Raw genomic sequence first — 22,193 nt, 5'->3', positions numbered from 1 at the left:
TTTATTCTCGTTTTAGCCAAAAAGTATTTTTCTTGTCGTTTGTGTATAATACATCATGAAGGGTATTTCCTTCTAACATTTTTCTCAAGTTATCTCTAATTTCTACAAATTTAAAGTGAAGAGGGCACGGAGAGCTATCATCACATTGTTTTAAACCCAATCCGCAACCTGTATATATACTATCACCATCTAATACACGAACCACATCGCTTAAGCGGATTCTTTTAAGGTCAGCTTTATTAATTACAAATCCGCCATAAGGACCTTTAATAGAATCGATAATATTGTTTTTCGTTAAAATTTGTAATATTTTCCCTGTAAAAGCTTCTGGAGAATCAATAGCAGCAGCAATGGCTTTTACACCAACTTTTGTCCCTGAGTTTGACTGTTCTGCAACAAAAATAGTCGCTCTTAAACCGTATTCACAAGATTTTGAAAACATAGAAAAATAATATGCTACAAAGATATTAGTTTTCTTTAAAAAAAGACACTTAAGTCTTTTATTTTTTTATGAAAAAAGCATCCTTTTTTAGGATGTTCTTATATATTGTTATACTGGGTTTATTTTTTTCTGTACCAGTAGGCTGTTCTACCAAAAGCAGCAAAACCTATATACCCTCTAATTTTTAATTTGTTGTCGTTTTCAAGTTTAATATAACACTTGTATTCTTTTCCGTTTTTAGGATCTAAAATTTTACCTCCGCTCCATTCGTCACCATCTTTAGATAGGCCGGTTAAAATATTCATTCCTAAAATAGGATTGTTTTTACGTTTACCGCTACATTTATCACAAAGAGCTTCTTGACGATTTTTGTCTGTAATCTCAATAATTTTAGCGTATGCCTTTCCATCTTTTTTATATACTTCAATTACAGAGTCAACTTTGTTGGTCTCTTCGTCACGATTTTCCCATTTTCCGAAAATAGTTTGTGCGCTCATCGATAAGCTAACGGTTGTAAATAATAAAGTAAAAAGTATTTTTTTCATAATCTAAAAGTTTTAATAGTATATCGTTTTCAAAAAGTATTCCAATTAATCGTATTGTGCATCAAAGTTGCTCTCCCATTTTCCTTGTACACGCAATACTTGTTCTATAATATCTCGAGCACAACCGTTACCACCAGTTTTATCAGAAATGTATCTTGAAATTTGTTGTATTTCACGAGCTGCATCGTTAGGGCAAGAAGGCATACCAACGAGTTTCATTACAGGATAATCAGGGATGTCATCTCCCATGTATACTATATTTTCTGGAGTTAGTTTGTATTTTTCAACCAATTCATTAAATTGTTGAATTTTATCATGAGCACCTAAATAAATATCGGTAATACCTAAGCCTTCTAAACGTGTACGCACTCCTTCGTTTTTTCCACCAGAGATAATACAAACCCTATAACCAGCTTTTACAGCTGCTTTTAAAGCATATCCATCTTTAATATTCATTTGACGTACAAGCTGTCCGTCAGGAAAAACGGTTACGATTCCGTTAGTTAATACTCCGTCTACATCAAAAATAAAGGTATCTATTTGAGGTAAGTATTCTTTATAACTCTTTTCCATTTTGTTGGATTGATTTTGTAATAAGTTTATAAATTTCTTGTTGTTCAGCATTTAATAATGCTAAATGGTTTTGAATAGTTTTTTGGTCATTTCTTTTGGCAGGACCTGTTTGTGCTGCCTCAGGACTCAATTCGGTTATTTTTTGAGCTGTTTCTTGAATTAAAGGGAGTAATACTTCAAAAGGAACTTGGTGTTCGTTGCAAATATCAGCACCCATTTTATACATATGATTCGTGAAATTGTTTACAAAAACAGCAGCAACGTGTAATCGTTTACGTTGTTCTGAGTTGATACGGTATACCTTTGTTCCAATAGATTTAGCAAGGGTTTCTAACAACTGTAAATCTTCTTCACTTTCAGCTTCTAAACAAAAAGGAATTTCATCAAAGTTCACATCTTTGTCTTTAGAAAAGCTTTGTAATAAGTAAAAAATACCTTTACGTCCAGTGTTTTGTAACGATTGCATAGCTACACTACCAGAAGTATGCACCACTAAACCGTTTTGTTGTTCAATTTTATGAGAAACATCACTAATAGCATCATCAGAAACCGCAATGATATACACATCGGCTTCTGTTAAAAATTCTATACTATTGGTAATAGAAGTAAGGTCTTTTAAGTGTTGAATTTGCTCAATATTTCGAGCATACATTTGTACTAACGAAACTTCGTTTGTTTTACTAAAAGCATTGGCTAAATGTGTAGCTACATTACCGCCTCCTATAATGGCAACCTTAATCATAGCACGAAGATATTGAAATTAATTAAAATTATTTTCGCATATTTGTACCATTATGATTGTATAAGTCACCTCAAATAGTTGTGTTGCTTGAGCAACAAATAGTTAAGTCTTACGCTTTTTAAGACAATTTTATGTATTTATAAAACTTTATAATGACTGATAACAATCAAACATCAAAACAATCCATATTCTCACTTTTTAAAGATGCTGTTTTAGGAAGACAGCAAGATTTTACAACAGGAAGCATTCGTAAGGCAATTTTTTTATTAGCAATTCCGATGATTTTAGAAATGCTGATGGAATCTATTTTTGCCTTGGTAGATATTATTTATGTATCAAGAGTAAGCGTAAACGCCGTAGCTACTGTTGGATTAACTGAATCGGTACTTACGTTAGTGTATGCGGTAGCCATAGGATTAAGTATGGCAGCAACTGCTTTGGTTGCTAGAAGAACAGGAGAGAAGGATTCAGAAGGGGCAAATCAAACAGCAGTACAAGTTATTTTTTTAGGAGTTTTTATTTCTATCCTTATCAGTATTGTTGGAATTTTATATCCGAAAGAAATATTAGGATTAATGGGAGGTGAGCCAGACTTAATAGCTGAAGGTTACGGATATACTCGTGTATTATTGGGCGGAAATATAACAGTAATGTTATTGTTTTTAATCAATGCTGTTTTTAGAGGAGCTGGAAATGCATCTATTGCAATGTGGACGCTCATCTTGTCAAATGGATTAAATATTATACTCGATCCTATTCTTATTTTTGGAGTAGGCCCCATACCTGCATACGGAGTAGAAGGAGCTGCCATAGCAACAACTATAGGAAGGGGAACGGCAGTTATAGCGCAATTAGGAGTATTATTTTTTGGAGCTGGTAAAATAAAAATAGCGGTCAAAGACTTAGTAATAAGGGTTTCAGTAATGATAAATTTAATTAAAGTGTCATTAGGCGGAATAGGACAGTTTATAATAGGTACTTCAAGTTGGGTGTTTTTAATGCGAATTATGTCTGAGTTTGGTAGTGAAGTGCTAGCAGGATATACCATTGCCATTCGAATAATGATGTTTACCTTAATGCCTGCTTGGGGAATGAGTAATGCTGCTGCGACATTGGTAGGGCAAAACTTAGGAGCAGAACAACCTGAGAGAGCCGAAAAATCTGTTTGGATAACGAGTAAATACTGTGCCTTTTTTATGGGAGCTGTCTCATTGATTTACATATTCTTTGCACCAACTTTTTTAGGATGGTTTTCTGAAAACACCGAAGTTGTTGAAAATGGAGCTTTGTGTTTGCAAATTATGGCAGCTGGATACATAGCATATGCTTATGGAATGGTTGTAATTCAATCTTTCAACGGCTCAGGAGATACCAAAACACCAACCTATATCAATTTTGTATGTTTTTGGTTATTTCAATTACCATTTGCATACCTAATGGCAATTACACTAGAATTTGGGCCTATTGGAGTTTTTTTAGCAATAACTTTAGCCGAAGTTTTAATAGCTGTTGTTGGTATTTGGTTGTTTAAAAAAGGAAAATGGAAATCTGTTAAGGTATAAGGGAGTTTTTGTAACTTAGCTACTAAAGTTCTGTAAAGAAATCTAAAGGCTGAGATTTTAAAACCTCTTATTACTATGAATACCAAGCAAAAATTAGGCATTAACACTATTTGTACCCATGTTGGTGAAATAAAAGACGAACAGTTTAAAGGAGCCATTTCTCCTATTTATATGTCAACTTCTTACCAATTTGAAAATGTAACCATAAAAAGATATCCGCGTTATTTTAATACGCCTAATCAGGAAGCTTTGTGTAAAAAAATAGCAGCTTTAGAAAAAACAGAAGCAGGTTTACTGTTTGGTTCAGGTATGGCAGCGATTAGTACTTCTTTATTAGCATTTTTGCAAAAAGGAGATCATGTCGTGTTACAAGAAACATTATATGGAGGAACCTATAATTTTGTAGTAGAAGAATTTGAAAAATTCGGAATAGCATATTCGTTTACCAATAGTTTAGCTATTGAAGATTTTGAAAAAGAAATTCAACCAAACACACGTGTAATTTTTATTGAAACGCCATCCAATCCTTTATTAAAAGTGGTAGATATAGAAGCGGTTGCTAATTTGGCAAAACAGCACGGTATAATAACCATGATTGATAATACCTTTGCCTCTCCAATTAATCAAACTCCAGTTGATTTTGGAATTGATATAATAATACATTCTGCTACCAAGTACATGGGAGGTCATTCAGATATATTGGCGGGAGCCGTTGCAGCTTCAGAAGAGCACATACACTGCATATGGAATTTAGCAAAGAATTTAGGAGGTAGCCTAAGTGATTTTACAGTGTGGATGTTAGAGCGTAGTTTAAAAACAATGAACTTACGTGTAAAACGCCAAAGCAAAAATGCGTTGAAAATGGCAAAATATTTAGAGAGAAATGAACATATAGCTAGGGTGTACTACCCAGGATTAAAATCGCATACAAATTATAAGTTGGCTAAATCTCAAATGAAGTATTTTGGAGGTATGTTGTCTTTTGAGTTACAGGAAGAAATAGATGCCATGACTTTTCAACGTAATTTAAAACTTATAAAACCGTCTATGAGTTTAGCAGGAGTAGAAAGTACGGTGTTGAGCCCTACCCAAACTTCACATGCATTGCTTTCACCTGAAGAAAGAGCAAAACAAGGAATACAAGATGGGCTTATTCGTTTTTCGGTAGGAATAGAGGAAACAAAAGATTTAATTCAAGATATAGAACAAGCTTTACAAAAAACAATACAATAAATGAAACTAGATATATTAGCTTTTGGAGCGCACCCAGATGATGTTGAACTAGGATGTGCAGCTACCATAGCCAAAGAAATTTCAGAAGGAAAAAAAGTTGGGATAGTCGATTTAACTCGTGGAGAGTTAGGAACAAGAGGTTCTGCTGAATTGCGTGATAAAGAAGCTGCAAATGCGGCTGAGATTTTAGGGGTTTCAGTACGTGAAAACCTAGGCTTTGCAGATGGCTTTTTTAAAAACGATAGAGAACATCAATTAGAAATTATTAAAATGATACGTAAGTATCAACCAGAAATAGTGCTGTGTAATGCTATTGACGATCGTCATATCGATCACCCTAAGGGAAGTCAGCTAGTGTCCGACGCTTGTTTTTTAAGTGGTTTACTTAAAATAGTAACTGAGTTAGACGGGGTTCAACAAGAAAAATGGAGACCGAAACAAGTTTATCACTATATACAATGGAAAAATATTGAACCTGACTTTGTGGTGGATGTTACTGGTTTTATGGATAAAAAAATAAGCTCAGTTATGGCATATTCGTCTCAGTTTTTTGATCCGAAAAGTAACGAGCCAGAAACTCCAATAACTAGTAAAAACTTTACCGATAGTATAGAGTATAGAGCAAGAGACTTGGGAAGATTGATAGGGGTTGATTTTGCAGAAGGCTTTACATCAGAACGTTACGTGGCGGTAGAAAATTTAAGTAAATTAATTTAAAAAAAAGTTTTGCCAGAATACTAAAAGCTTGTATATTTGCACCCGCAAGTTACATGGTGATTGTAGCTCAGCTGGTTAGAGCGCCGGATTGTGGTTCCGGAGGTCGCCGGTTCGAACCCGGTCTTTCACCCAAAACCTTCTCAATTTGAGAAGGTTTTTTTGTGTTTTAAATTTACTTTTAAAATTAGTATTGAATAAAAAAAGCTTCTCAGTTTATTGAGAAGCTTTTCTGTTTTTTAACCATTGTTCGTATTTGTCTTTATGCTTAAAGCGCTTGTGTGTCCATAAATAAAACTCTGGTTGTGCTTTGATATTTTTTTCGGTTATGCTTAAATATTTATCCGTAATTTGATAGTTTTCATAATCCTTAGGAATTTCGGTTATAAGTTCAAATTCGGTTTCGTAGTGTCCTCTTTTAATTTTTTTAGCACAGTAGTTAACAACAGCAAGATCGTATTTTTTAGAAAGCATTTCAGCGCCTGTATGTATCGGTACTCTAACGCCTAAAAATTCAGTCCAGTAATGAGTTTTGTGTACTTGAGGAGATTGATCGCTTAATAAAATGTACAGTCCTTGTATGTTTTCTTGATTGTTTTTGTGAATGCCTTTTACTGTTTCTGAAGTTTTGAACCCTGTAATACCAAACCTAGATCTAGAGTTTTTTACAGCTTTTTCAAAATAGTTATTAGCCAGTTTTGTATAAGCACCAAAAACTTGAATGTCTAGTGCCAGTGGTAAGTTAAAAGACCATTCCCAATTTGCTTGATGTGCTCCAACTAAAGCAATGCTTTTTCCCTCTTTGGCAAGTTTGTTTATAACTTCAGGATTTTTGTACTTGTATCGCTTGAGTATTTCTTTTTCGCTAATTGTAAAAGCTTTGATACTTTCAAAAATTAGATCGAAGAAATGTTTGTAGAATTTCTTTGTTATGTTTTTTATTTCTGTATCGCCTTTTTCAGGAAAAGCCGTTTTTAGGTTTTGAATTACTACTTTTTTACGATATCCTACCAAGTTGAAAATAACAAGACGGAAAAAATCAGAAATTATGTATAGTAATCTCATGGGTAAAATTGATAGTATCCATATTAGCGGATACACAATAATAAAGATGAGTAGTTTCATTAAGTTTTAATTTTAGGCAAATATCGTATTAATTAATGAATGATTCACTTTATTAACTTTTGTTTATGTTTGTACTTACACAAAAAAAAATATGAGTCAAATTATTATTATATTAATTGTAGCGAATGTATTAGTGTCTTTAAAAGGATTTAGTGATGCTACTTTTTTTGATCGCTATAAATTTCAAGTTCAAAAAATATTAGGGGGAGAGAAACTACGAATGTTAACTTCAGGTTTTTTGCATGTAGATTGGTTGCATTTAGGATTTAATATGTACGCTTTGTATTTATTTGGAAAAGTAGTTGACTCAAGTTTTGGAACATTAAACTTTATATTAATTTATTTTGCAAGTTTAATGGCAGGAAGTATGTATTCGTTGTATCAACATAAAAGAGAAGCTTATTATAGTGCAGTTGGAGCATCAGGAGCTGTGTCGGGAATAATATTTTCTTCTATAATGTTGTATCCAGGTATGGAGTTAATTATATTACCAATACCTGTTCCTATACCAGGGTATATTTTTGGTGTTGGGTATTTGCTGTATTCTATTTATGGAATGAAAAATCAAGTAGGAAATATTGGTCATTCTGCACATTTAGGAGGTGCTATTGGTGGATATTTAATCACTTTACTCTTACGACCAAGTGTCATAACAAATCATACCATAATGATTGGTGCGATGGCGCTCATCATAGTAGGGGTGTTCTTCTTTGGAGATAAATTAAAACTGAATAAATAAAAAAACCGAAACATTAGTTTCGGTTTTTTTGAGCGGGAGACCAGGTTCGAACTGGCGACATTCAGCTTGGAAGGCTGACGCTCTACCAACTGAGCTACTCCCGCGGTAAAGACTTTTGTAATTGCTTACAATTATGTAAAAATTAGAGCGGGAGACCAGGTTCGAACTGGCGACATTCAGCTTGGAAGGCTGACGCTCTACCAACTGAGCTACTCCCGCGGTAAAGACTTTTGTAATTGCTTACAATTATGTAAAAATTAGAGCGGGAGACCAGGTTCGAACTGGCGACATTCAGCTTGGAAGGCTGACGCTCTACCAACTGAGCTACTCCCGCAGTAAAGCGGTTGCAAATATAAGACTGTTTCTAATATCTGCAAATATTTTTTTGAAAAAAAATAGCAAAAACTATGTCTTTGATAGGTAGTTTTCAGAAAGTGAATAACATAGGTTTGTAAAGATTTTATAAGTTTTATAGATAGTGAATGTAAAATCTAATCTTGTATAGTCAAAAAGAGTATAAAAATCGGTTTTTATTATACGTATAACGTATGAAATTATAGTGCTTAAAATTAAAAACAAACTAATTTCTTAATAATCAATTGAAAAAGAGTATCTTTGTACCGTTCAAGTAGAACATCTTAATTATTTCAAAGTAGTATATAGTAATTAGTTTTTTGAGTTTATTCTCTTCTTGTCTTTTTTTATCTCATTATTCCTTTATTTTTTAAGTGTTTATAAGCATGATAGCCCTTTGTAATTGTATCATTACATTATAGGAAGTTATATAAAGGTTCTTCTTTTACAAAACATTACATAATAATTTAAAACTTAAGCAAGATGCAAGAAGGCACAGTAAAATTTTTTAACAACTCAAAAGGATTTGGGTTTATTACATCATCAGAATCAGGAGAAGATATTTTTGTACACAACTCAGGATTGATTGACGATATTAGAGAGAATGACAAAGTACGTTACGATACCGAACAAGGTAGAAAAGGCTTAAACGCTTTTAATGTAGAGATTGTAGATTAAAGTTTAGGTTATAAAATAACCTAAATCCAACTATATAGAAAAGGCTATCTGAAAAAGATAGTCTTTTTTTTATGCCCAATTTTTAAGTGAATCATTTTCAAAATAAAAAAAAGAACCCACTCAAAAAAGATTGAGTGGGAAAATTGCTATGAAAAAGAACTTAAGACGTCTCTTAAGTGTTGCTAAGATACTTAGATTTTAATTAACAGCAGCATAAAAAAGCGTAAAAAAGTTATGGCTTAACCATAAAAATAAGGCTCTTTATTTATGGTTTTTGTAGTATGAATTATAAAAAAATGTTTGTACAGTTGAAATGAAGTGTGAATATGTGAATAAAAGATAAAAAAAAAGCGGGAAAATCCCGCTGATTTTTTAAAGAGGCTGGCACTGAATTTCTGCACAACCAATCCAAATTTCAGAACAAGTATTGTCTGGAAGTAAGCAATGCTTTTTTCCTCCGTGAATAGATTGTTGTTCTTTTTTGTTTAAACCTGTTCCTAAATTAGAAATATTCTTTACCATAATAAAAATTTTGAGTTTTTTCAAACTTAAATTATTTAAAATGGAGTATTGGAAAATAAACCGTAATATAAGTATGGTTTTATACTATTTTTTTATGTGACTAGTATCAGAATTAAAAGAAAGCTTTCTCTTCTCTTATAATTTTAAGAAAATGGAACCCGTAAATTTCAAAGCCTTCGTTGTAATAAAACTTATGAGACTTTCTGTTAGCAGTATACGTATTTAACTCAACCGCTTCACATCCTTTAGATTTTGTATAATCATATACCCATTTAAAAAGCTGCTTACCTATATTGTTACCTCTGTAGTTTTCATCAACAATTACATGGTCAGGTTCTACACTCTTACCAATATAGTGCCTAGTGCTATACCAAAGTCCGCAAATACCTATTAGTTTATCATCATCAAAAACACCTATGCATTCATAGTTAGGGTATGCTGCCATTTCTAAAACTCTAGCTTTTAAAATATCTTTGGGTGTTGTAGTATTGGCTTTACGTAAAAGCGGAAGAATTACAAGAATATCTTCTTTGTTAATCAGGTTAAAATTTATATTCATTCTGTATTTTTGAGTTAAAGAAATTTTAGATGATAAAAATAAAAAATATATCAGTTCAAGAAACCTATGCTATTCGATTAGCTGTATTACGAAACAACATTGATTTGCCATACAAGTTTAAGGAAGATGAGCTTGATAACACGTTTCACCTAGGGGCTTTTTATAACAATAAGTTGGTAGGTATAGCTTCTTTTGTACAAAATAAAATTGAAGTTATTAAAGGAAGTCAATTTCAGTTAAGGGGAATGGCTACTTTACCAGAGGTAAGAGGAATGGGGGCAGGAAGACTATTGTTAGAAACCGCCAAAAATATCTTGAAAACGAAGAAGGTGGCTGTTTTATGGTGTAATGCTAGAAAAGAAGCTGTTGGTTTTTATAAAAACTTAGATTTCGAGATCATAGGAGAGGAGTTTGAAGTGGAAAAAGTAGGCCCTCATTTTAAAATGTATTATCGTGTAAATTAGTAGTTTATTTACCGACTACTTTTCAAAAAACTAAAATATTTTACAAATGAAAAACTCATTATTATTACTAACTACCTTCTTTTCTGTATTATCATCTAATGTCTTTTCGCAACAAAAAGAAGTTACAATAATTTCAGAAAAACTAACAGAAAATATCTATGTTTTAAAAGGGCAAGGTGGAAATATAGGGATTTTTGTGGGAGAGAACGGTGTGTTTATGATTGATGATCAATTTGCTCCTTTAAGTAAAAAGATACTAGCAACTATTAAAACAATTACAACGAAACCAATAACCTATTTGATTAATACACATTGGCATGGTGATCATACAGGAGGGAATGCTAACTTTCAAAAAGAAGGAGCTGTAATTGTTTCTCACGAAAATGTACGTAAACGAATGAGTATTGAGCAAGTTATTAGAGGTAAGAAAAGACCAGCATCACCTAAAGAGGCATTACCAGTAATTACCTTTTCAAAAGATATACAGTTTTATATTGATGAGGAGCCAATTATGATTACGCATATTCATAATGCGCATACTGATGGAGATGCCTTAGTGTACTTTGGAAATAGTAATGTATTACATGTAGGAGATGCTTATTTTCAAGGAAAGTTTCCCTATATAGATCTAAATTCTGGAGGTACTATTGATGGCTATATTGACGGAATTGAAAAAATAATAATGATAGCCGATGATGCTACTAAAATAATTCCAGGGCACGGAAATGTATCATCAGAAAAAGAATTAAAAGTGTATTTAAGCATGTTGAAAGATTTAAAAAACACTATTATCTCAGAAATTGAAAAAGGAGCAAGTTTAGAAGAGGTGAAAAATAACTCTTTGCTCACAGAGAAATATAAAAACTACAACGGTTGGATTACAGAAGAAAAAATAAAAGAAGCAATTTATAAAAGTTTGAAAATGAATTAAAAATAAAAACCCAAATCTTTCGATTTGGGTTTTGTAGCGAGGAGCAGATTTGAACTGCCGACCTCAGGGTTATGAATCCTGCGCTCTAACCAACTGAGCTACCTCGCCTGATTGCGGGTGCAAATATAATTACTTTTTGGTTTTAGACAACAAACATTTAAATTTTTTTTTAAAAAATAAATATCTATATTGGCGCTTAAACAAAAAAATAGATGAGCAAAGTTAAATTTGAGTTAGAGTTTCCCATTCATGCATCCCCAAGCATGTTATATCAATATTTTGCAACACCAGCAGGTTTAGAAGAATGGTTCGCAGACAGAGTTAATTCACGAGGAAAACTTATTACTTTTATTTGGGATGACTCTGAAGAAGAGGCAAAAATAGTTACCAAAAAAGCAGACGAACGTATTAAGTTTAAATGGACAGAAAGTGAAGGTGATGATAGTTATTTTGAATTCAAAATTCAAGTAGATCCACTAACAAAAGACGTTGCTGTAATTGTTACAGATTTTGCTGATGATGAAGATGATGCAGAAGAAGCGAAAATGCTTTGGCAAAATCAAATAGAAGAATTAAAGCATACTATAGGAGCTTAAGAAACAAGTAGCATAGAATTAAAAGAGCGACTCGGCAATTTTGTCGAGTTTTTTTGTGGCTAATATTCGCCTAAATTGTAAGTTTGCAATTAAAATTTTTAAGAAATGCTAAACTTTAATGGAACATTAATTTCTGATAACGAAGTACAAATTTCAACAAAAAACAGAGCTTTTAAGTACGGCGATGCTATTTTTGAAACAATTAAAGTATTCAATGGTAAGGTTGTTTTTGTTGAAGACCACTATTTTAGATTAATGGCTTCTATGCGAATGCTTCGTATGAAAATACCTATGAAGTTTACTCTTGAATATTTACAGGAAGAGATTCTTAAAGCAATAACAGAGTTACCAGCATCTTCTACGTATAGAGTGCGATTAACGGTTTTTAGGAAAGACGGTGGTTTATATGAGCCGCTTACAAACGAAGTAGATTATATTATAGAAGGAACTCCATTAATACCTACAGAAAAAGAAGTGTATAGGATGGATGTTTTTAAAGATTTTTATAATTATTCAGGATTGCTTTCAACAATTAAAACAACAAACAGAATGTTGAATACATTGGCTGCTGTTTTTGCCAAAGAAAACGATTTAGATAATTGTATTTTATTAAATGAACGTAAAGGAGTTGTGGAAACTATTAATGGAAATATTTTTATAGTAAAAGGAAACACAATAAAAACTCCTGCTTTAACTGAAGGTTGTATTAAAGGAATTGTTAGGAAAAAAGTAATTGAAATTATAGAGAAACACCCAGAGTATACAATAGAAGAAACAACTATTTCTCCTTTTGAAATCCAAAAAGCAGACGAAGTTTTTATAACGAATGCTATTGTAGGAATTCAACCAGTTACTAATTATCGTAAAAAAGAATTTTCAATAGATATAACTAATAAAATAAAAAGTAGTTTAAAACTAGCAACAGTAACTAGTTAAAACTAGTTCATTTGTATATCGCTAGGGGCATTTGCCCAAATTTTATACTTGCCTCCTCTTTGTAATAGTTTTTCTTTCCAAAAACCTTGGTTACTGGTGGTTAAAATATTTTCGTAGTCATTCTCTGTAATAAACCAAGAGTTCATGAGCAGTTCTTCTTCTAGTTGGTTTGTTCCCCAGCCAGAATAGCCTAAAAAGAAACGAATATCACTAGCTTTTAACTCCTTATTGTTTAACAGTTCTTTTAAAAGGTCAAAATTACCTCCCCAGTAAATACCGTTTGCAACTTCAATGCTGTTAGGAAGTAAGTGTGGAACTTTGTGGATAAAGTATAAATTATCCTGTTCTACTGGTCCGCCCTGATATACTGTAAAATCACAGTCTATCTCAGGAACTAAATCGCTAAGTACATGGTCTAAAGGTCTGTTTAATATAAAACCCACCGAACTTTTTTCATTATGCTCAGTAAGTAAAACGATGGCTCTCTTAAATGAACTATCATTTAAAATTGCTGGTTCAGCAATTAATAACCTACCTTTTTCCGGTTTAAATGCAACCATAATTTTTTTAGTTTATAAACACTAAGGTAAATAAAAAATTAATAAAACTTTAACAAAAGTGTTAAAAAACCAGAGGAAATAGGAAAAAAACGGGAATTATATTTTTTCTAAAACACTAATAACTTCATTTTTTTTACGGACCGAAACAGGAACAGTTGTTTTGTTTTTTAAAACTAAATACCCTCCATCAGATTTTATAAATTCTTTAATGAATTGAATATTAATTAGATGGCTTTGATGTACTCGTAAGAAGTCGTACTCTTTTAACATGTCAGCAAAGTGTTTTAAGGTTTTACCAACCAGTATTTTTTGTCCGTCATTCATAAAAAACTCCGTGTAGTTATTATCGGATTGACATCGAACAATATCGTCTAAATTTACCACCGTAATCTTATCAGATGTGTTTAATGAGATCTTTTTAGGACGTTGATTCGGTTTTGAAATGGATTGTTGGAGGACTGTAAGTTGTTCCTTGTCGGGTTTAATTTGATTTTTTGCTTTGTTAATTGCATTTGCCAAATCTTCGTTTGAATAGGGTTTTAATACATAATCAATAGCAGCAAACTTAAAAGCTTTAATAGCATATTCGTCGCTTGCAGTAACAAAAATAATTTTTGAAGATAAGTTTGGATGGATTTCTAGAACGTCGAAACCTGTACCGTCTCCCAACATAATATCTAAAAATAAAATATCTGGTTCTTGCTTTCGTAACACTTTTAATGCTTCTACCACACTTTTAGCAGTGTCAATAATTTCAATTTCTGGATGATACTGAGTAAGATCGTTTTGCAACATCTCTAGGGCTGTAGGCATATCGTCTACTAAAATTGCAGAAAGTTTTTTCATGTTTTAAAAATCAGTGTTTAAAGGAATTTCAAATACGACCTTAGTCCCCGTTACTCTTCCTTCATCATATAATTCACTAATAGAAAAAGCACTCTTTTTCGACAGGTTTTGAATTCGTTCTTGTGTAACTTTTAAAGCTACAGATTTATGTGGGCTTATTTTTTTAAACTCTTTTGATCGATAAACACCAATACCATTATCTATTATCTCACAATGTAAAAGATTCTTTTTTACCGAAAAATTTACCGTAATTTTTCCATTTTCAACAGAAGAGATTCCGTGTTTTATACTGTTTTCAACAAAAGGTTGTATTAGCATTGGTGGAATTAGAATTTCTTCAGCATCAATGCCAAGGTTTGTGGTTATTGAATATTCAAAGGTATTCGAGTTTATTTGCTGCTCTAGCTCGATATAATTTTTTAGTGTGGCAATTTCTTCAGTTAGGCTAATTTCTTCCTGTCTAGAATTGTGTAAAACACCCCGTAAAAGTGTAGCAAATTTACTAATAGTTGTATTTAATTCAGCCAATTTTCCTGAGTTTCCTAAAGCTTTAATGCCATTTAAAACATTAAAGATAAAATGTGGATTCATCTGTAACTGCAAAGCTTTTTGCTCTAGAGATATCAAATGATTTTCTAGCTCTAATTTTGCAACTTTGGCTTTATTCTTGGCTTGAATTCTTCGTATGTAAAACCAAATGATGAGTGTTAAAATTAGAGAGGTTAATCCAATACCCGACCAAATAAACCAACTTTTTTTATAGATAGGAGTATCAATAAAAAAATTAAACTCAATAGGGGTACTCTCTGTTTTTCCAATTCTTGATTGCGCAGCAAACCTATAGTTTCCGGGAGATAAATAGGCCAAATCAATAGCGCTTTTAGTACTCCAAGGGCTGGTTTGATTGTTGAGCGTATAACGATACTCTAATTTATTTAAGTTGTTAATATTTATTGTTTTGTAATAAAAAGAGAGGTGATTTTTATCAGCGGGTAGTTTTAGGGTTTTATGATAGTTGTTGATGTCGATACTGTCTAAAGAAGTAAAAACTACCTCAATATTTTTAAAAGAAATGGTCGGTTTTTTTTGTACTGGTTGGTCGCTTTTAATAAAGTAAATTCCAGAGTCTTTTGTAGAAATCCAAGTGTTATTTTCATTGTCTTGAAAAGCACTGGTAATTTTATTGGTGGTTAAGGTGTTGTATTTATTAATGTTTCTTACGAAATTAAAATTAGCATCTAGTACTTCAATACCATTATCTTCAGAGATAATCCAAAATTGATCATTAATTTTTTTTATGTTAGTAACATTCTGTGCAGTGATGGTTTGTGTGTTTACTTCTTCATTAACAATAAACTTTAGTCCGTCGTTATAGGTAGTTGCAACAATCGTTTTTCCATTAATTAAAATGGAAGTGTAGTTATTTACATCTATTCGTTTTAAAACTTCAGGGTTGATAAGTTTATCGAGTTTCCATAGAGATTTATTTGTCGCTATCCAGTAAAAATTTCCATCAAATAGCATGTCGTTTATTTGATTAAGGTCAATTTGAAAGTTAGTGCGAAGAGGAGAGAGGTAGTCTTCACGAACTCTAACAATTCCTTTGTTAGTTCCTAAAAAAGTATGGTTTTTAACGGTTAAAAAGCAGTTTATATTGTTGCTTTCAAAATTAGTAAACCCATGGTGGTTTTTAATACTTATTCCTTTATTAGTACCTATAAAAAGAGTATTACCTTTTGAAAAAACAGTATTGATATGGTTAGAAATAAGCCCGCTTTTAGTAGTAAAGCTTGTAAACTCTTTTCCGTTAAATTGTACCAAACCTTTATTAGATGCTAACCAAATATACCCCGTATTGTCTTGAGCAACATTGTTTATGTGTACGCTAGGAAGTCCGTTATCTTTAGTGTAGGTTTTTAACGATTGGTTTTGAGCAGAAATACGTATAAGACCATAAAAAAAACAGGACAAGAATAAAAAAGTAAAGCGTTGTATTGAGTGTTTTTTAGGACTCAATACAAAACTACTTTTCATGACTGTTTTTATGATATGATGTAGGGTTTCCATGATAACAAACATACTTAAATAAAACGTCATTACGAAGGGAAGAAGGTTGAAGTAGTTACTTTTATTATGAGGTTTTCCTAGGTTCGTAATGACGTTTGTTCAACAATTATTAGTTATTTCATAGCGTATAAACGTTTGTTATTGGTATCTGGTTTTACATGCTCTAATTCTCCGTAAGGTTTTGTTAATGGTTTTAAAACACAAAGAGCAGAAGCTTTTCCTTTGATAATTAATTGACTGCCTTTTACAGTATAAGTCCATCTAAATTTCTCTACAGGAATATTTGTCTTTTCAACTTCTTTCATTAATCCTTTTTCACTAGCAATGAAGTCCATTATTTCTTCTTGCATTACAAAGTGAGGGATGTCATTATCAGAATTATGGTAATCTAATTCTAGGTTTACAGGAATTGTATAATGAATTGTATAAGGTTCTCCTACATAACGTTCTCTTTCGTTATTTAAAGCATCATACCAAGAAATTTCTTTTTCTTCAGGGTATTTTTTAGCAATTTCTTTTGATAAATCTACTTTACCAGGAGAATTTGCAGTTGGATAAAATACATAGTAGGGTTGAGCTAAATAATGATTAGAAAACGCTCCTCCAAAAACATTGTAGTAGGGTGATACCACTACTTGCGGAATTTTGTGCTCAGTTATAAAAGCACTCTTTAATGTGTTTACTAAATCAGTGTTTTCAGCCAATTGATTGGTGTGAAAAATAATTTTGGTATCATCTGTGATAGCTTCACTTTTTACTGAAGGCAATGAACCTCTAGTTATTGTTTTTTGCAAAGCTTCAGCAGTTACTTTCTCTCCATTAATTACGGTTTCTAAGTTCATTGCTCTAAAAGGGTTATTGTTGTTTACAATATGAACTTCTCCGTAAGGATTTTTCGTAGCGTTGTTGTTCATCCAAGTAATAATTTCTTCTACTGAATATTTTCCGTTGATTATCTCGTAGTTTTTTTCCTTGAAATAAACTCGTGCACTATCGTAAAAATGACTATTACTTTTGTCGTCTCCAGTAATAAATACTATAGGTTTTCTGTATTCCACTACAGGTTTTTCAATAGTTTTCTCTGTAGTAGCAATGTTTCCCAGTTCTTTGTTTTTGTTGTCACTTTTTGTGTTATTACAATTTGAGAATGCCCCGATTAGTAGTAGTAATCCCATTACTGTACCTACTTTTAAAATGTTTTGTTTCATAGTTTTTTGTTTTAAGGTTAATATAGTTACTGTTATTGTTGTAAAATGATAGTTACATCCTTTCCTAAATTTATACTAGTTGATAGTTTGTTTAAGATGTTAGGAAGGTTTCGGTCGTTAATCCACTGACCGTTTTCTTGTTTTTCAACAGAAGCGATTAATCCGCTTGTGTTTATTTGTAATTTTAAGCTAGTGTATTTTTCTAAATACATTTTTAATACTGATGAATAATTGTTGTTTGACCACATAATTGTTGTTTTTATATGATCAAAATTACCACAGAAGTACAGGTAGATTTGGAGAAAATTAGAATTCGTAGTAGATAAATTAGAATTCGTTGTTTTTGGTCAGTAGCCGGTAATTGATAGCTAAGTAAGAAAGTTGGTTTGGAGTTAGGAAATACATAGTTTTAGCCAACCGCCAACCGCCAACCGCCAACCGCCAACCGCCAACCGCCAACCGCCAACCGCCAACCGCCAACCGCCAACCGCCAGCCGCCAACCGCCAGCCGCCAATCGCCAACCGCCAACTGCCAACTGCCAACTGCCTTTAATAACAGTCCGTTTTAATTTGATTGGTCTTTTTGAAGTGGTTTAAGGATGTGTTTAGTTTATTTGAAGTTATTTGCTCTAATACCTTTTCAACACCTTTCAGCATTTTAATAGAACCGCAAATCATAATAGTACCTCCATTTTGTAAAACAGTAGAAATTGTAGTTTCTTCTTTTAGTAACAAATCTTGCACATATTCTTTCTCTTTTTCTTGAGAATAGGCAATGTGAATGTTGCTTTGTTCTATGTTTTTTAACAAAGGGGCGTACATTTTTAATGATTCTTTTGTTCTTCCTCCCCAAAACAAATGTGCTTTTGTGCCTTTTTTATGTTGCAGCATTCCTAAAAAAGGAGCGATACCTGTTCCGTTAGCAATTAGCACTACTTCTTTCTTTTTCTTAGGAAAATAGAAAGCTTTATTCTGTTTAATGCTTGCTTTAAGTGGCTCGTTTTGTTTTAACTGATAAAGTAGGTTAGAGCACACTCCAAGATCATGTTTTTTAATACTTAGTATGATGTCATTACCTATTTTTCCAATAGAGTACAAGCGTTCAATATTGTCTTCTTTAGGAGTGATAGAAAGTAAATCACCAGAGTTAAAACGAAGTTTTCTAGTGGGGTGTAAACAGATTAAAAAAGAGTCGTCGTTGTTTACTTCAGTTTTAGAAAGGGTTGTAAAAGTTTGTTGTTTTTTAGGCTTTTTAATTTCTTGTATCAATTCAAAATTAATTTCAGTTTTTTCACTCCATTGGTGTCCCCAAGTTTTAAAATCTTGAAAGGATTGATTATTGATTTTATAAACAGGTAAAAGAGTCTTAAACTTTGGAAGTTGTTCTAGTATATTTTCTATATCAATAGCAAACTGACAAAAATGAGGGTATGCTCTTGAACCAAAGCCAACTATTGAATAGTTCACTGGGTTTTGAATAGTCGTTTGTTGAATTAGTTGTAAGAATTTAGAAGCGTTAGAAGGAGCTTCCCCTTCTCCGTAAGTTGAAGTTAATACAATTAGATGTTTTGCATTTTTATACGAAGTATAATTGTTTAAAATGTCAATAAAAACAGGGGTGTCTTTTTTTATGAATGCGTTGTATAGAGAGGAAGCAAAAGGGTAGGTGTTGTTGGTTTCCGAACCTACTAATATGATAACTTCAGCATTGTCTTTCTTAATTTTATTTTTAGGGAGGGAACTTTTTTGTATTCTTTTGAAGGTCATTGCAAACCCTGAATAGATAAAAAACAGGATAGATATTGAAGAAAGTAGTAATACAACTGACCAAATAATTGTTCCGTTTCCTGTGTGCAATAACAAACTCCAGTTTAAAAGTATACTGGTTAACGAAAGGTTTTCTTTACTAATTATAGTTCCTGTATATTGATGAATTAGTACTTCACTATCATTTAGTTTCGCAAAAAAGTAATCTTCTTCGTCTTCAGAAAAAGGGAACTCAATACTTTTTACCTTATTTAAGGTGGTGTTTGTAAATGTAGGGAATTCAACAACGGTTATTTTTTGGTTGGGAAAAGTAGAAGAAAAATCAAAAGAATGCTTTATTTTATCTGTAGGTAAAACCGAAAATTTATCTAACGATAAATACACTCCTGTTAGCGTAATGATTATTATTGGGATAAGCGTGTAACGACCAACAATAATGTGGTAATACTGTTCAAAATTTTCTTTTATAACCTTAGAGAAAAGTTGTTTGAAACCGCCTTGTCGTTTGGCGATTAAAATGAAACCTGTTACTGCAATTAAGCAGAGTAAAAAAGACATAAAACCGACGATAAATCTTCCTGTAGACTTTAAAAATAAAGACCTGTGTAAGCTAGTAGCAAACTGAAAAATAGGGTTCTTTTTCTCGATATCACCTAATTTTTCTCCTGTGATTGGATGTATGTAAAATGTATCACTTTTTCCTTCTTTGGTAACTACAGAAGCACTTACAAAATCATTCTCATCAACGGTGATTGAAATTATTTCATCGTACTGTTTTTGTAGGGCAGAAATTGTTTGAGCAAGTGTAATTTCTTCAGTGTTAGAAATACTGTAGTCTGAAAGCTGTTTTGAGATAGGTTCAAAAGATAAAACAATACCTGTAACAGCAGCAACGAGAACGAAAAGGAAAGAAGATATAGCCAAGGTTAAGTGGCTATATCTCCATATAGAAGTGGTCATTTTTGTTAGCTATTTCTATTGATAAAATTACTGAGGCATTAAACGGATGTAACGAATAAATCCATTTCCTTCAAACTTCCCTTTAAGGTTTTCGGTAGTTAATTCAAATTCTACATCATTTTTGTAGTATTCTTGATCTTCTACAGCCGATTCAAATCTAATTTTATACCCTTTATCAATTTTATCGTTGTCAATTTTTAAAACGGTAATAGCTCGATTACCTCCGCTAATGGTCGCTCCTGTGATAGCGTCAATATCTGTACGAACTTTTCCTTGAAATTTCCACCATTCAGTAATGTCAGAATACCATTCTTCATCATCACCTTGAACGTATAATGTTTTTTCGTATTCTCCATTAGGGTTTAATAATGAAATAGCAATGTAAGCACCTTCACCAGTATAATTTTTCATTTGAATCATACATTTGTAGGTAGTGCTATCTGTTGTGTTAAAAGCCATTATTGAGAATACAGTAATAAAAAGAGCTATGATTTTTTTCATTTTTATCGGTTTAGTTCCATACCAAATCGCGTGTAATTGTATTTACGCACGATTTGGTAGATTAAGTTTATTTTAAAAAGTTAATATCTATATTTTTTTTGGCTAAGATTTCATTTTCCTTAGCTAGGTCGTGTACCGTTTCATCAAAATCAGTAGTAATTGATTTGTTAGCTCCAATACTTAATAAATACTTAATTACATTCGTATTGTTTGCTTGCATAGCGGCTACATGTAATGGAGTTAAGCCCTCGTTGTTTTTTGCATTTACATCAATTTTTAACGTGTTGATTTTTTTAAGTAAATCGATGTTGTTTTTTTCTATTGCTATATGGAATAACGTATTTTTATTGGCTTGAAGTTGTATTAAGTTTAATCCGTTATTGGCCAAAAGATTCATTTTTTCTGTAAAATCGTTCACTTTTTTTGGATGATAACTTTTGATTAAATAATAAGCTAAAGAGTTTCCTTTATTATCTTTTACGTCAATATCAGCCTCGTTTTCTATTAAATAATCTACCACTGCCTCTGAGTTGTATTCAACTGCAGATGTAAGTGCTGAATGCCCTTTCTTATTAGTGTGATTAACATTCTTGGTTTTTCTTAATAATAACTGAACAATTTCTAAAGAGTTTCTGCTAGCAGCAATACTTAAAGGAGTGTTTCCGTTCTCATCAACTTGATTGGCATTTACACCTTTGTCAAGAAAATAATTAAAGGTATTCGAATCTTTGTTCCCACGAGCTAAATTATGTAGCGGTGTTTTTCCATTGCTATTAGTAATGTTTGGATTGATCCCTAAACTCTCTAAATAGTTAAAAAAGGCTAAAGAATTGTAACCGCTTCGAGACCCCTGTGTAGCTAATAACATAGCATTTCCTCCTTTTTTATTTAGGTTTTTATAAGGTAATCCTTTTTTTATAAGAAGTTCTAATACTTCTTTATTTCCTTTTTTAGCAACATAGTTAAAAGCGCCATTTCCATCGCTATCAACACTGTGTATGTCCAAGCCTTTAGAAGAAAGATATTCAACAAAAGAGAGGTCTTTTAAACTGGGTAAAACTAATAGCAAAGCATTCGCCCCGTGTTCGTCAACGTCTGTTTTGATATCAATTCCGTTTTGAATGCAAAGCTCATAAATTTCTTTATTAGTTTGTCCTGCATTGGCTGCAAAAGTTAGAGGAGATAATTGATGAGAATCTTTTAAGTCCATACGAGCATTGTTGGCTATTAAATACTTCATTATTTCAACATTGTTTTTATAAGCAGCCCAAAACACATAAGTTCTTTTATCGTGGGTAATCTTATTAACATCATTTCCTTTTTTGGTAAGTAAATGCTTGATCGTTTTATTAGGTGCGCTTGCAAGAATAGCATAAGTAACAGCATCAAATCCATTCGGATTTAAAGCAGTAACGTCGTTGCCCTTTTTTATTTTCTGCTCAACAGTCTTTATTGTAGGGTTGGTTTGCCAAAAGGATCTTTCAAAAAAGATGTTTTTTGTTTGTGCTTGCATTGCACTTATAAGAAGGACAAGAGCAAGTGTTATATGTTGTTTTTTCATGTTTTTAA

The 22,193-nt window shown here is 32.2% G+C and carries 24 protein-coding genes and 5 tRNA genes; 10 read left to right on the top strand and 19 right to left on the bottom strand.

Translation table 11 applies throughout. The annotated features are described in order from the left end of the window. Nucleotide 1: 1 nt before the first annotated feature. From V1T75_RS09525 to V1T75_RS09510, 4 genes are all read right to left on the bottom strand, one after another. The gene (locus tag V1T75_RS09525) at nt 2–442 is read right to left on the bottom strand and encodes an RrF2 family transcriptional regulator (RefSeq protein ID WP_330488313.1); all 441 of its coding nucleotides are present in this window, start codon (nt 440–442) and stop codon (nt 2–4) included. Between the two features lie 119 nt (nt 443–561). Then, complete coding sequence (locus V1T75_RS09520; protein WP_330488312.1) at nt 562–987, bottom strand: DUF2147 domain-containing protein; 426 nt, start codon at nt 985–987, stop codon at nt 562–564. 45 nt (nt 988–1,032) lie between these two features. Beyond that, nucleotides 1,033–1,560, bottom strand: coding sequence for a KdsC family phosphatase (locus V1T75_RS09515; protein ID WP_330488311.1), 528 nt, complete (start codon nt 1,558–1,560; stop codon nt 1,033–1,035). Next, nucleotides 1,544–2,302: a Rossmann-like and DUF2520 domain-containing protein gene (locus V1T75_RS09510; protein WP_330488310.1), complete on the bottom strand. Its 759-nt coding sequence runs from the start codon at nt 2,300–2,302 to the stop codon at nt 1,544–1,546. The genes V1T75_RS09515 and V1T75_RS09510 overlap by 17 nt, the downstream gene beginning before the upstream one ends. Nucleotides 2,303–2,454: 152 nt before the next feature. Here V1T75_RS09510 and V1T75_RS09505 point away from each other — a divergent pair, with 152 nt between their 5' ends. The 4 genes from V1T75_RS09505 (at nt 2,455) to V1T75_RS09490 (ending at nt 5,945) form a co-directional block, all read left to right on the top strand. After that, on the top strand, nt 2,455–3,864 hold the full coding sequence (locus V1T75_RS09505; RefSeq protein WP_330488309.1) for an MATE family efflux transporter: 1,410 nt from the start codon (nt 2,455–2,457) through the stop codon (nt 3,862–3,864). A 75-nt stretch (nt 3,865–3,939) separates the two neighbouring features. Beyond that, nucleotides 3,940–5,097: a trans-sulfuration enzyme family protein gene (locus V1T75_RS09500; protein ID WP_330488308.1), complete on the top strand. Its 1,158-nt coding sequence runs from the start codon at nt 3,940–3,942 to the stop codon at nt 5,095–5,097. Then, nucleotides 5,098–5,814: a bacillithiol biosynthesis deacetylase BshB1 gene (gene bshB1 / locus V1T75_RS09495; protein ID WP_330488307.1), complete on the top strand. Its 717-nt coding sequence runs from the start codon at nt 5,098–5,100 to the stop codon at nt 5,812–5,814. A 55-nt stretch (nt 5,815–5,869) separates the two neighbouring features. Beyond that, nucleotides 5,870–5,945 (top strand) — tRNA-His (locus V1T75_RS09490). 82 nt (nt 5,946–6,027) lie between these two features. Here the strand turns inward: V1T75_RS09490 and V1T75_RS09485 are convergent. Further along, entirely contained in the window at nt 6,028–6,936 is a 909-nt protein-coding gene (locus V1T75_RS09485; protein WP_330488306.1) for a lysophospholipid acyltransferase family protein, read from the bottom strand. A gap of 91 nt (nt 6,937–7,027) precedes the next feature. Here V1T75_RS09485 and V1T75_RS09480 point away from each other — a divergent pair, with 91 nt between their 5' ends. After that, nucleotides 7,028–7,675 (top strand): rhomboid family intramembrane serine protease, encoded by a 648-nt coding sequence (locus V1T75_RS09480; protein ID WP_330488305.1) that lies wholly within the window; start codon nt 7,028–7,030, stop codon nt 7,673–7,675. A 31-nt stretch (nt 7,676–7,706) separates the two neighbouring features. On the opposite strand, the gene V1T75_RS09475 is transcribed toward V1T75_RS09480, so the two are convergent. The 3 genes from V1T75_RS09475 to V1T75_RS09465 all read right to left on the bottom strand — a co-directional run bounded on the left by V1T75_RS09475 (nt 7,707) and on the right by V1T75_RS09465 (nt 8,009). Continuing rightward, a tRNA-Gly gene (locus V1T75_RS09475) sits at nt 7,707–7,779 on the bottom strand. 42 nt (nt 7,780–7,821) lie between these two features. After that, a tRNA-Gly gene (locus V1T75_RS09470) sits at nt 7,822–7,894 on the bottom strand. 42 nt (nt 7,895–7,936) lie between these two features. Continuing rightward, nucleotides 7,937–8,009 (bottom strand) — tRNA-Gly (locus tag V1T75_RS09465). A gap of 503 nt (nt 8,010–8,512) precedes the next feature. Between V1T75_RS09465 and V1T75_RS09460 the strand changes: the two genes are divergently transcribed. Further along, nucleotides 8,513–8,707, top strand: coding sequence for a cold-shock protein (locus V1T75_RS09460; RefSeq protein ID WP_330488304.1), 195 nt, complete (start codon nt 8,513–8,515; stop codon nt 8,705–8,707). 372 nt (nt 8,708–9,079) lie between these two features. Here the strand turns inward: V1T75_RS09460 and V1T75_RS09455 are convergent, their stop codons facing one another. Together V1T75_RS09455 and V1T75_RS09450 are read right to left on the bottom strand one after the other, a co-directional pair. After that, nucleotides 9,080–9,229, bottom strand: a complete 150-nt coding sequence (locus tag V1T75_RS09455; RefSeq protein ID WP_167455898.1) for a hypothetical protein — start codon at nt 9,227–9,229, stop codon at nt 9,080–9,082. Nucleotides 9,230–9,341: 112 nt separating this feature from the next. Beyond that, entirely contained in the window at nt 9,342–9,788 is a 447-nt protein-coding gene (locus tag V1T75_RS09450; protein WP_330488303.1) for a GNAT family N-acetyltransferase, read from the bottom strand. Between the two features lie 29 nt (nt 9,789–9,817). On the opposite strand from V1T75_RS09450, the gene V1T75_RS09445 reads away from it, so the two are divergent. Then, nucleotides 9,818–10,252 carry a GNAT family N-acetyltransferase gene (locus tag V1T75_RS09445; protein WP_330488302.1) on the top strand — a complete coding sequence of 145 codons (435 nt, stop codon included), beginning with the start codon at nt 9,818–9,820 and terminating at the stop codon, nt 10,250–10,252. Nucleotides 10,253–10,298: 46 nt separating this feature from the next. Further along, entirely contained in the window at nt 10,299–11,183 is an 885-nt protein-coding gene (locus V1T75_RS09440) for an MBL fold metallo-hydrolase (protein ID WP_330488301.1), read from the top strand. A 34-nt stretch (nt 11,184–11,217) separates the two neighbouring features. Here the strand turns inward: V1T75_RS09440 and V1T75_RS09435 are convergent. Continuing rightward, nucleotides 11,218–11,291 (bottom strand) — tRNA-Met (locus V1T75_RS09435). A gap of 104 nt (nt 11,292–11,395) precedes the next feature. Here V1T75_RS09435 and V1T75_RS09430 point away from each other — a divergent pair. Both V1T75_RS09430 and V1T75_RS09425 read left to right on the top strand, forming a co-directional pair. Continuing rightward, entirely contained in the window at nt 11,396–11,779 is a 384-nt protein-coding gene (locus V1T75_RS09430; RefSeq protein WP_330488300.1) for an START-like domain-containing protein, read from the top strand. 105 nt (nt 11,780–11,884) lie between these two features. Beyond that, on the top strand, nt 11,885–12,715 hold the full coding sequence (locus tag V1T75_RS09425; RefSeq protein WP_330488299.1) for an aminotransferase class IV: 831 nt from the start codon (nt 11,885–11,887) through the stop codon (nt 12,713–12,715). A 2-nt stretch (nt 12,716–12,717) separates the two neighbouring features. Here the strand turns inward: V1T75_RS09425 and V1T75_RS09420 are convergent, their stop codons facing one another. From V1T75_RS09420 to V1T75_RS09385, 8 genes are all read right to left on the bottom strand, one after another. Beyond that, complete coding sequence (locus tag V1T75_RS09420) at nt 12,718–13,275, bottom strand: YqgE/AlgH family protein (protein ID WP_330488298.1); 558 nt, start codon at nt 13,273–13,275, stop codon at nt 12,718–12,720. Between the two features lie 96 nt (nt 13,276–13,371). Continuing rightward, complete coding sequence (locus tag V1T75_RS09415) at nt 13,372–14,121, bottom strand: LytR/AlgR family response regulator transcription factor (protein WP_330488297.1); 750 nt, start codon at nt 14,119–14,121, stop codon at nt 13,372–13,374. 3 nt (nt 14,122–14,124) lie between these two features. Beyond that, complete coding sequence (locus tag V1T75_RS09410) at nt 14,125–16,218, bottom strand: sensor histidine kinase (RefSeq protein ID WP_330488296.1); 2,094 nt, start codon at nt 16,216–16,218, stop codon at nt 14,125–14,127. An 83-nt stretch (nt 16,219–16,301) separates the two neighbouring features. After that, entirely contained in the window at nt 16,302–17,396 is a 1,095-nt protein-coding gene (locus V1T75_RS09405; protein WP_330488295.1) for a hypothetical protein, read from the bottom strand. Nucleotides 17,397–17,428: 32 nt separating this feature from the next. Further along, nucleotides 17,429–17,644 (bottom strand): hypothetical protein, encoded by a 216-nt coding sequence (locus V1T75_RS09400; RefSeq protein ID WP_047789227.1) that lies wholly within the window; start codon nt 17,642–17,644, stop codon nt 17,429–17,431. A gap of 301 nt (nt 17,645–17,945) precedes the next feature. Continuing rightward, entirely contained in the window at nt 17,946–20,123 is a 2,178-nt protein-coding gene (locus V1T75_RS09395) for a PepSY domain-containing protein (protein WP_330488294.1), read from the bottom strand. Nucleotides 20,124–20,150: 27 nt separating this feature from the next. After that, a complete protein-coding gene (locus V1T75_RS09390; RefSeq protein ID WP_330488293.1) occupies nt 20,151–20,624 on the bottom strand; it encodes a DUF2271 domain-containing protein in 474 nt (157 codons plus the stop codon). A 67-nt stretch (nt 20,625–20,691) separates the two neighbouring features. Further along, nucleotides 20,692–22,185, bottom strand: a complete 1,494-nt coding sequence (locus V1T75_RS09385; RefSeq protein WP_330488292.1) for an ankyrin repeat domain-containing protein — start codon at nt 22,183–22,185, stop codon at nt 20,692–20,694. Between the last annotated feature and the right edge of the window lie 8 nt (nt 22,186–22,193).

The sequence above is a fragment of the Tenacibaculum sp. FZY0031 genome, assembly GCF_036350695.1.
Taxonomy (GTDB): Bacteria; Bacteroidota; Bacteroidia; order Flavobacteriales; family Flavobacteriaceae; genus Polaribacter.
The sequence above is the reverse complement of the archived record's forward strand: the minus strand, read 5'-3'. Positions and strand labels throughout refer to the sequence as shown.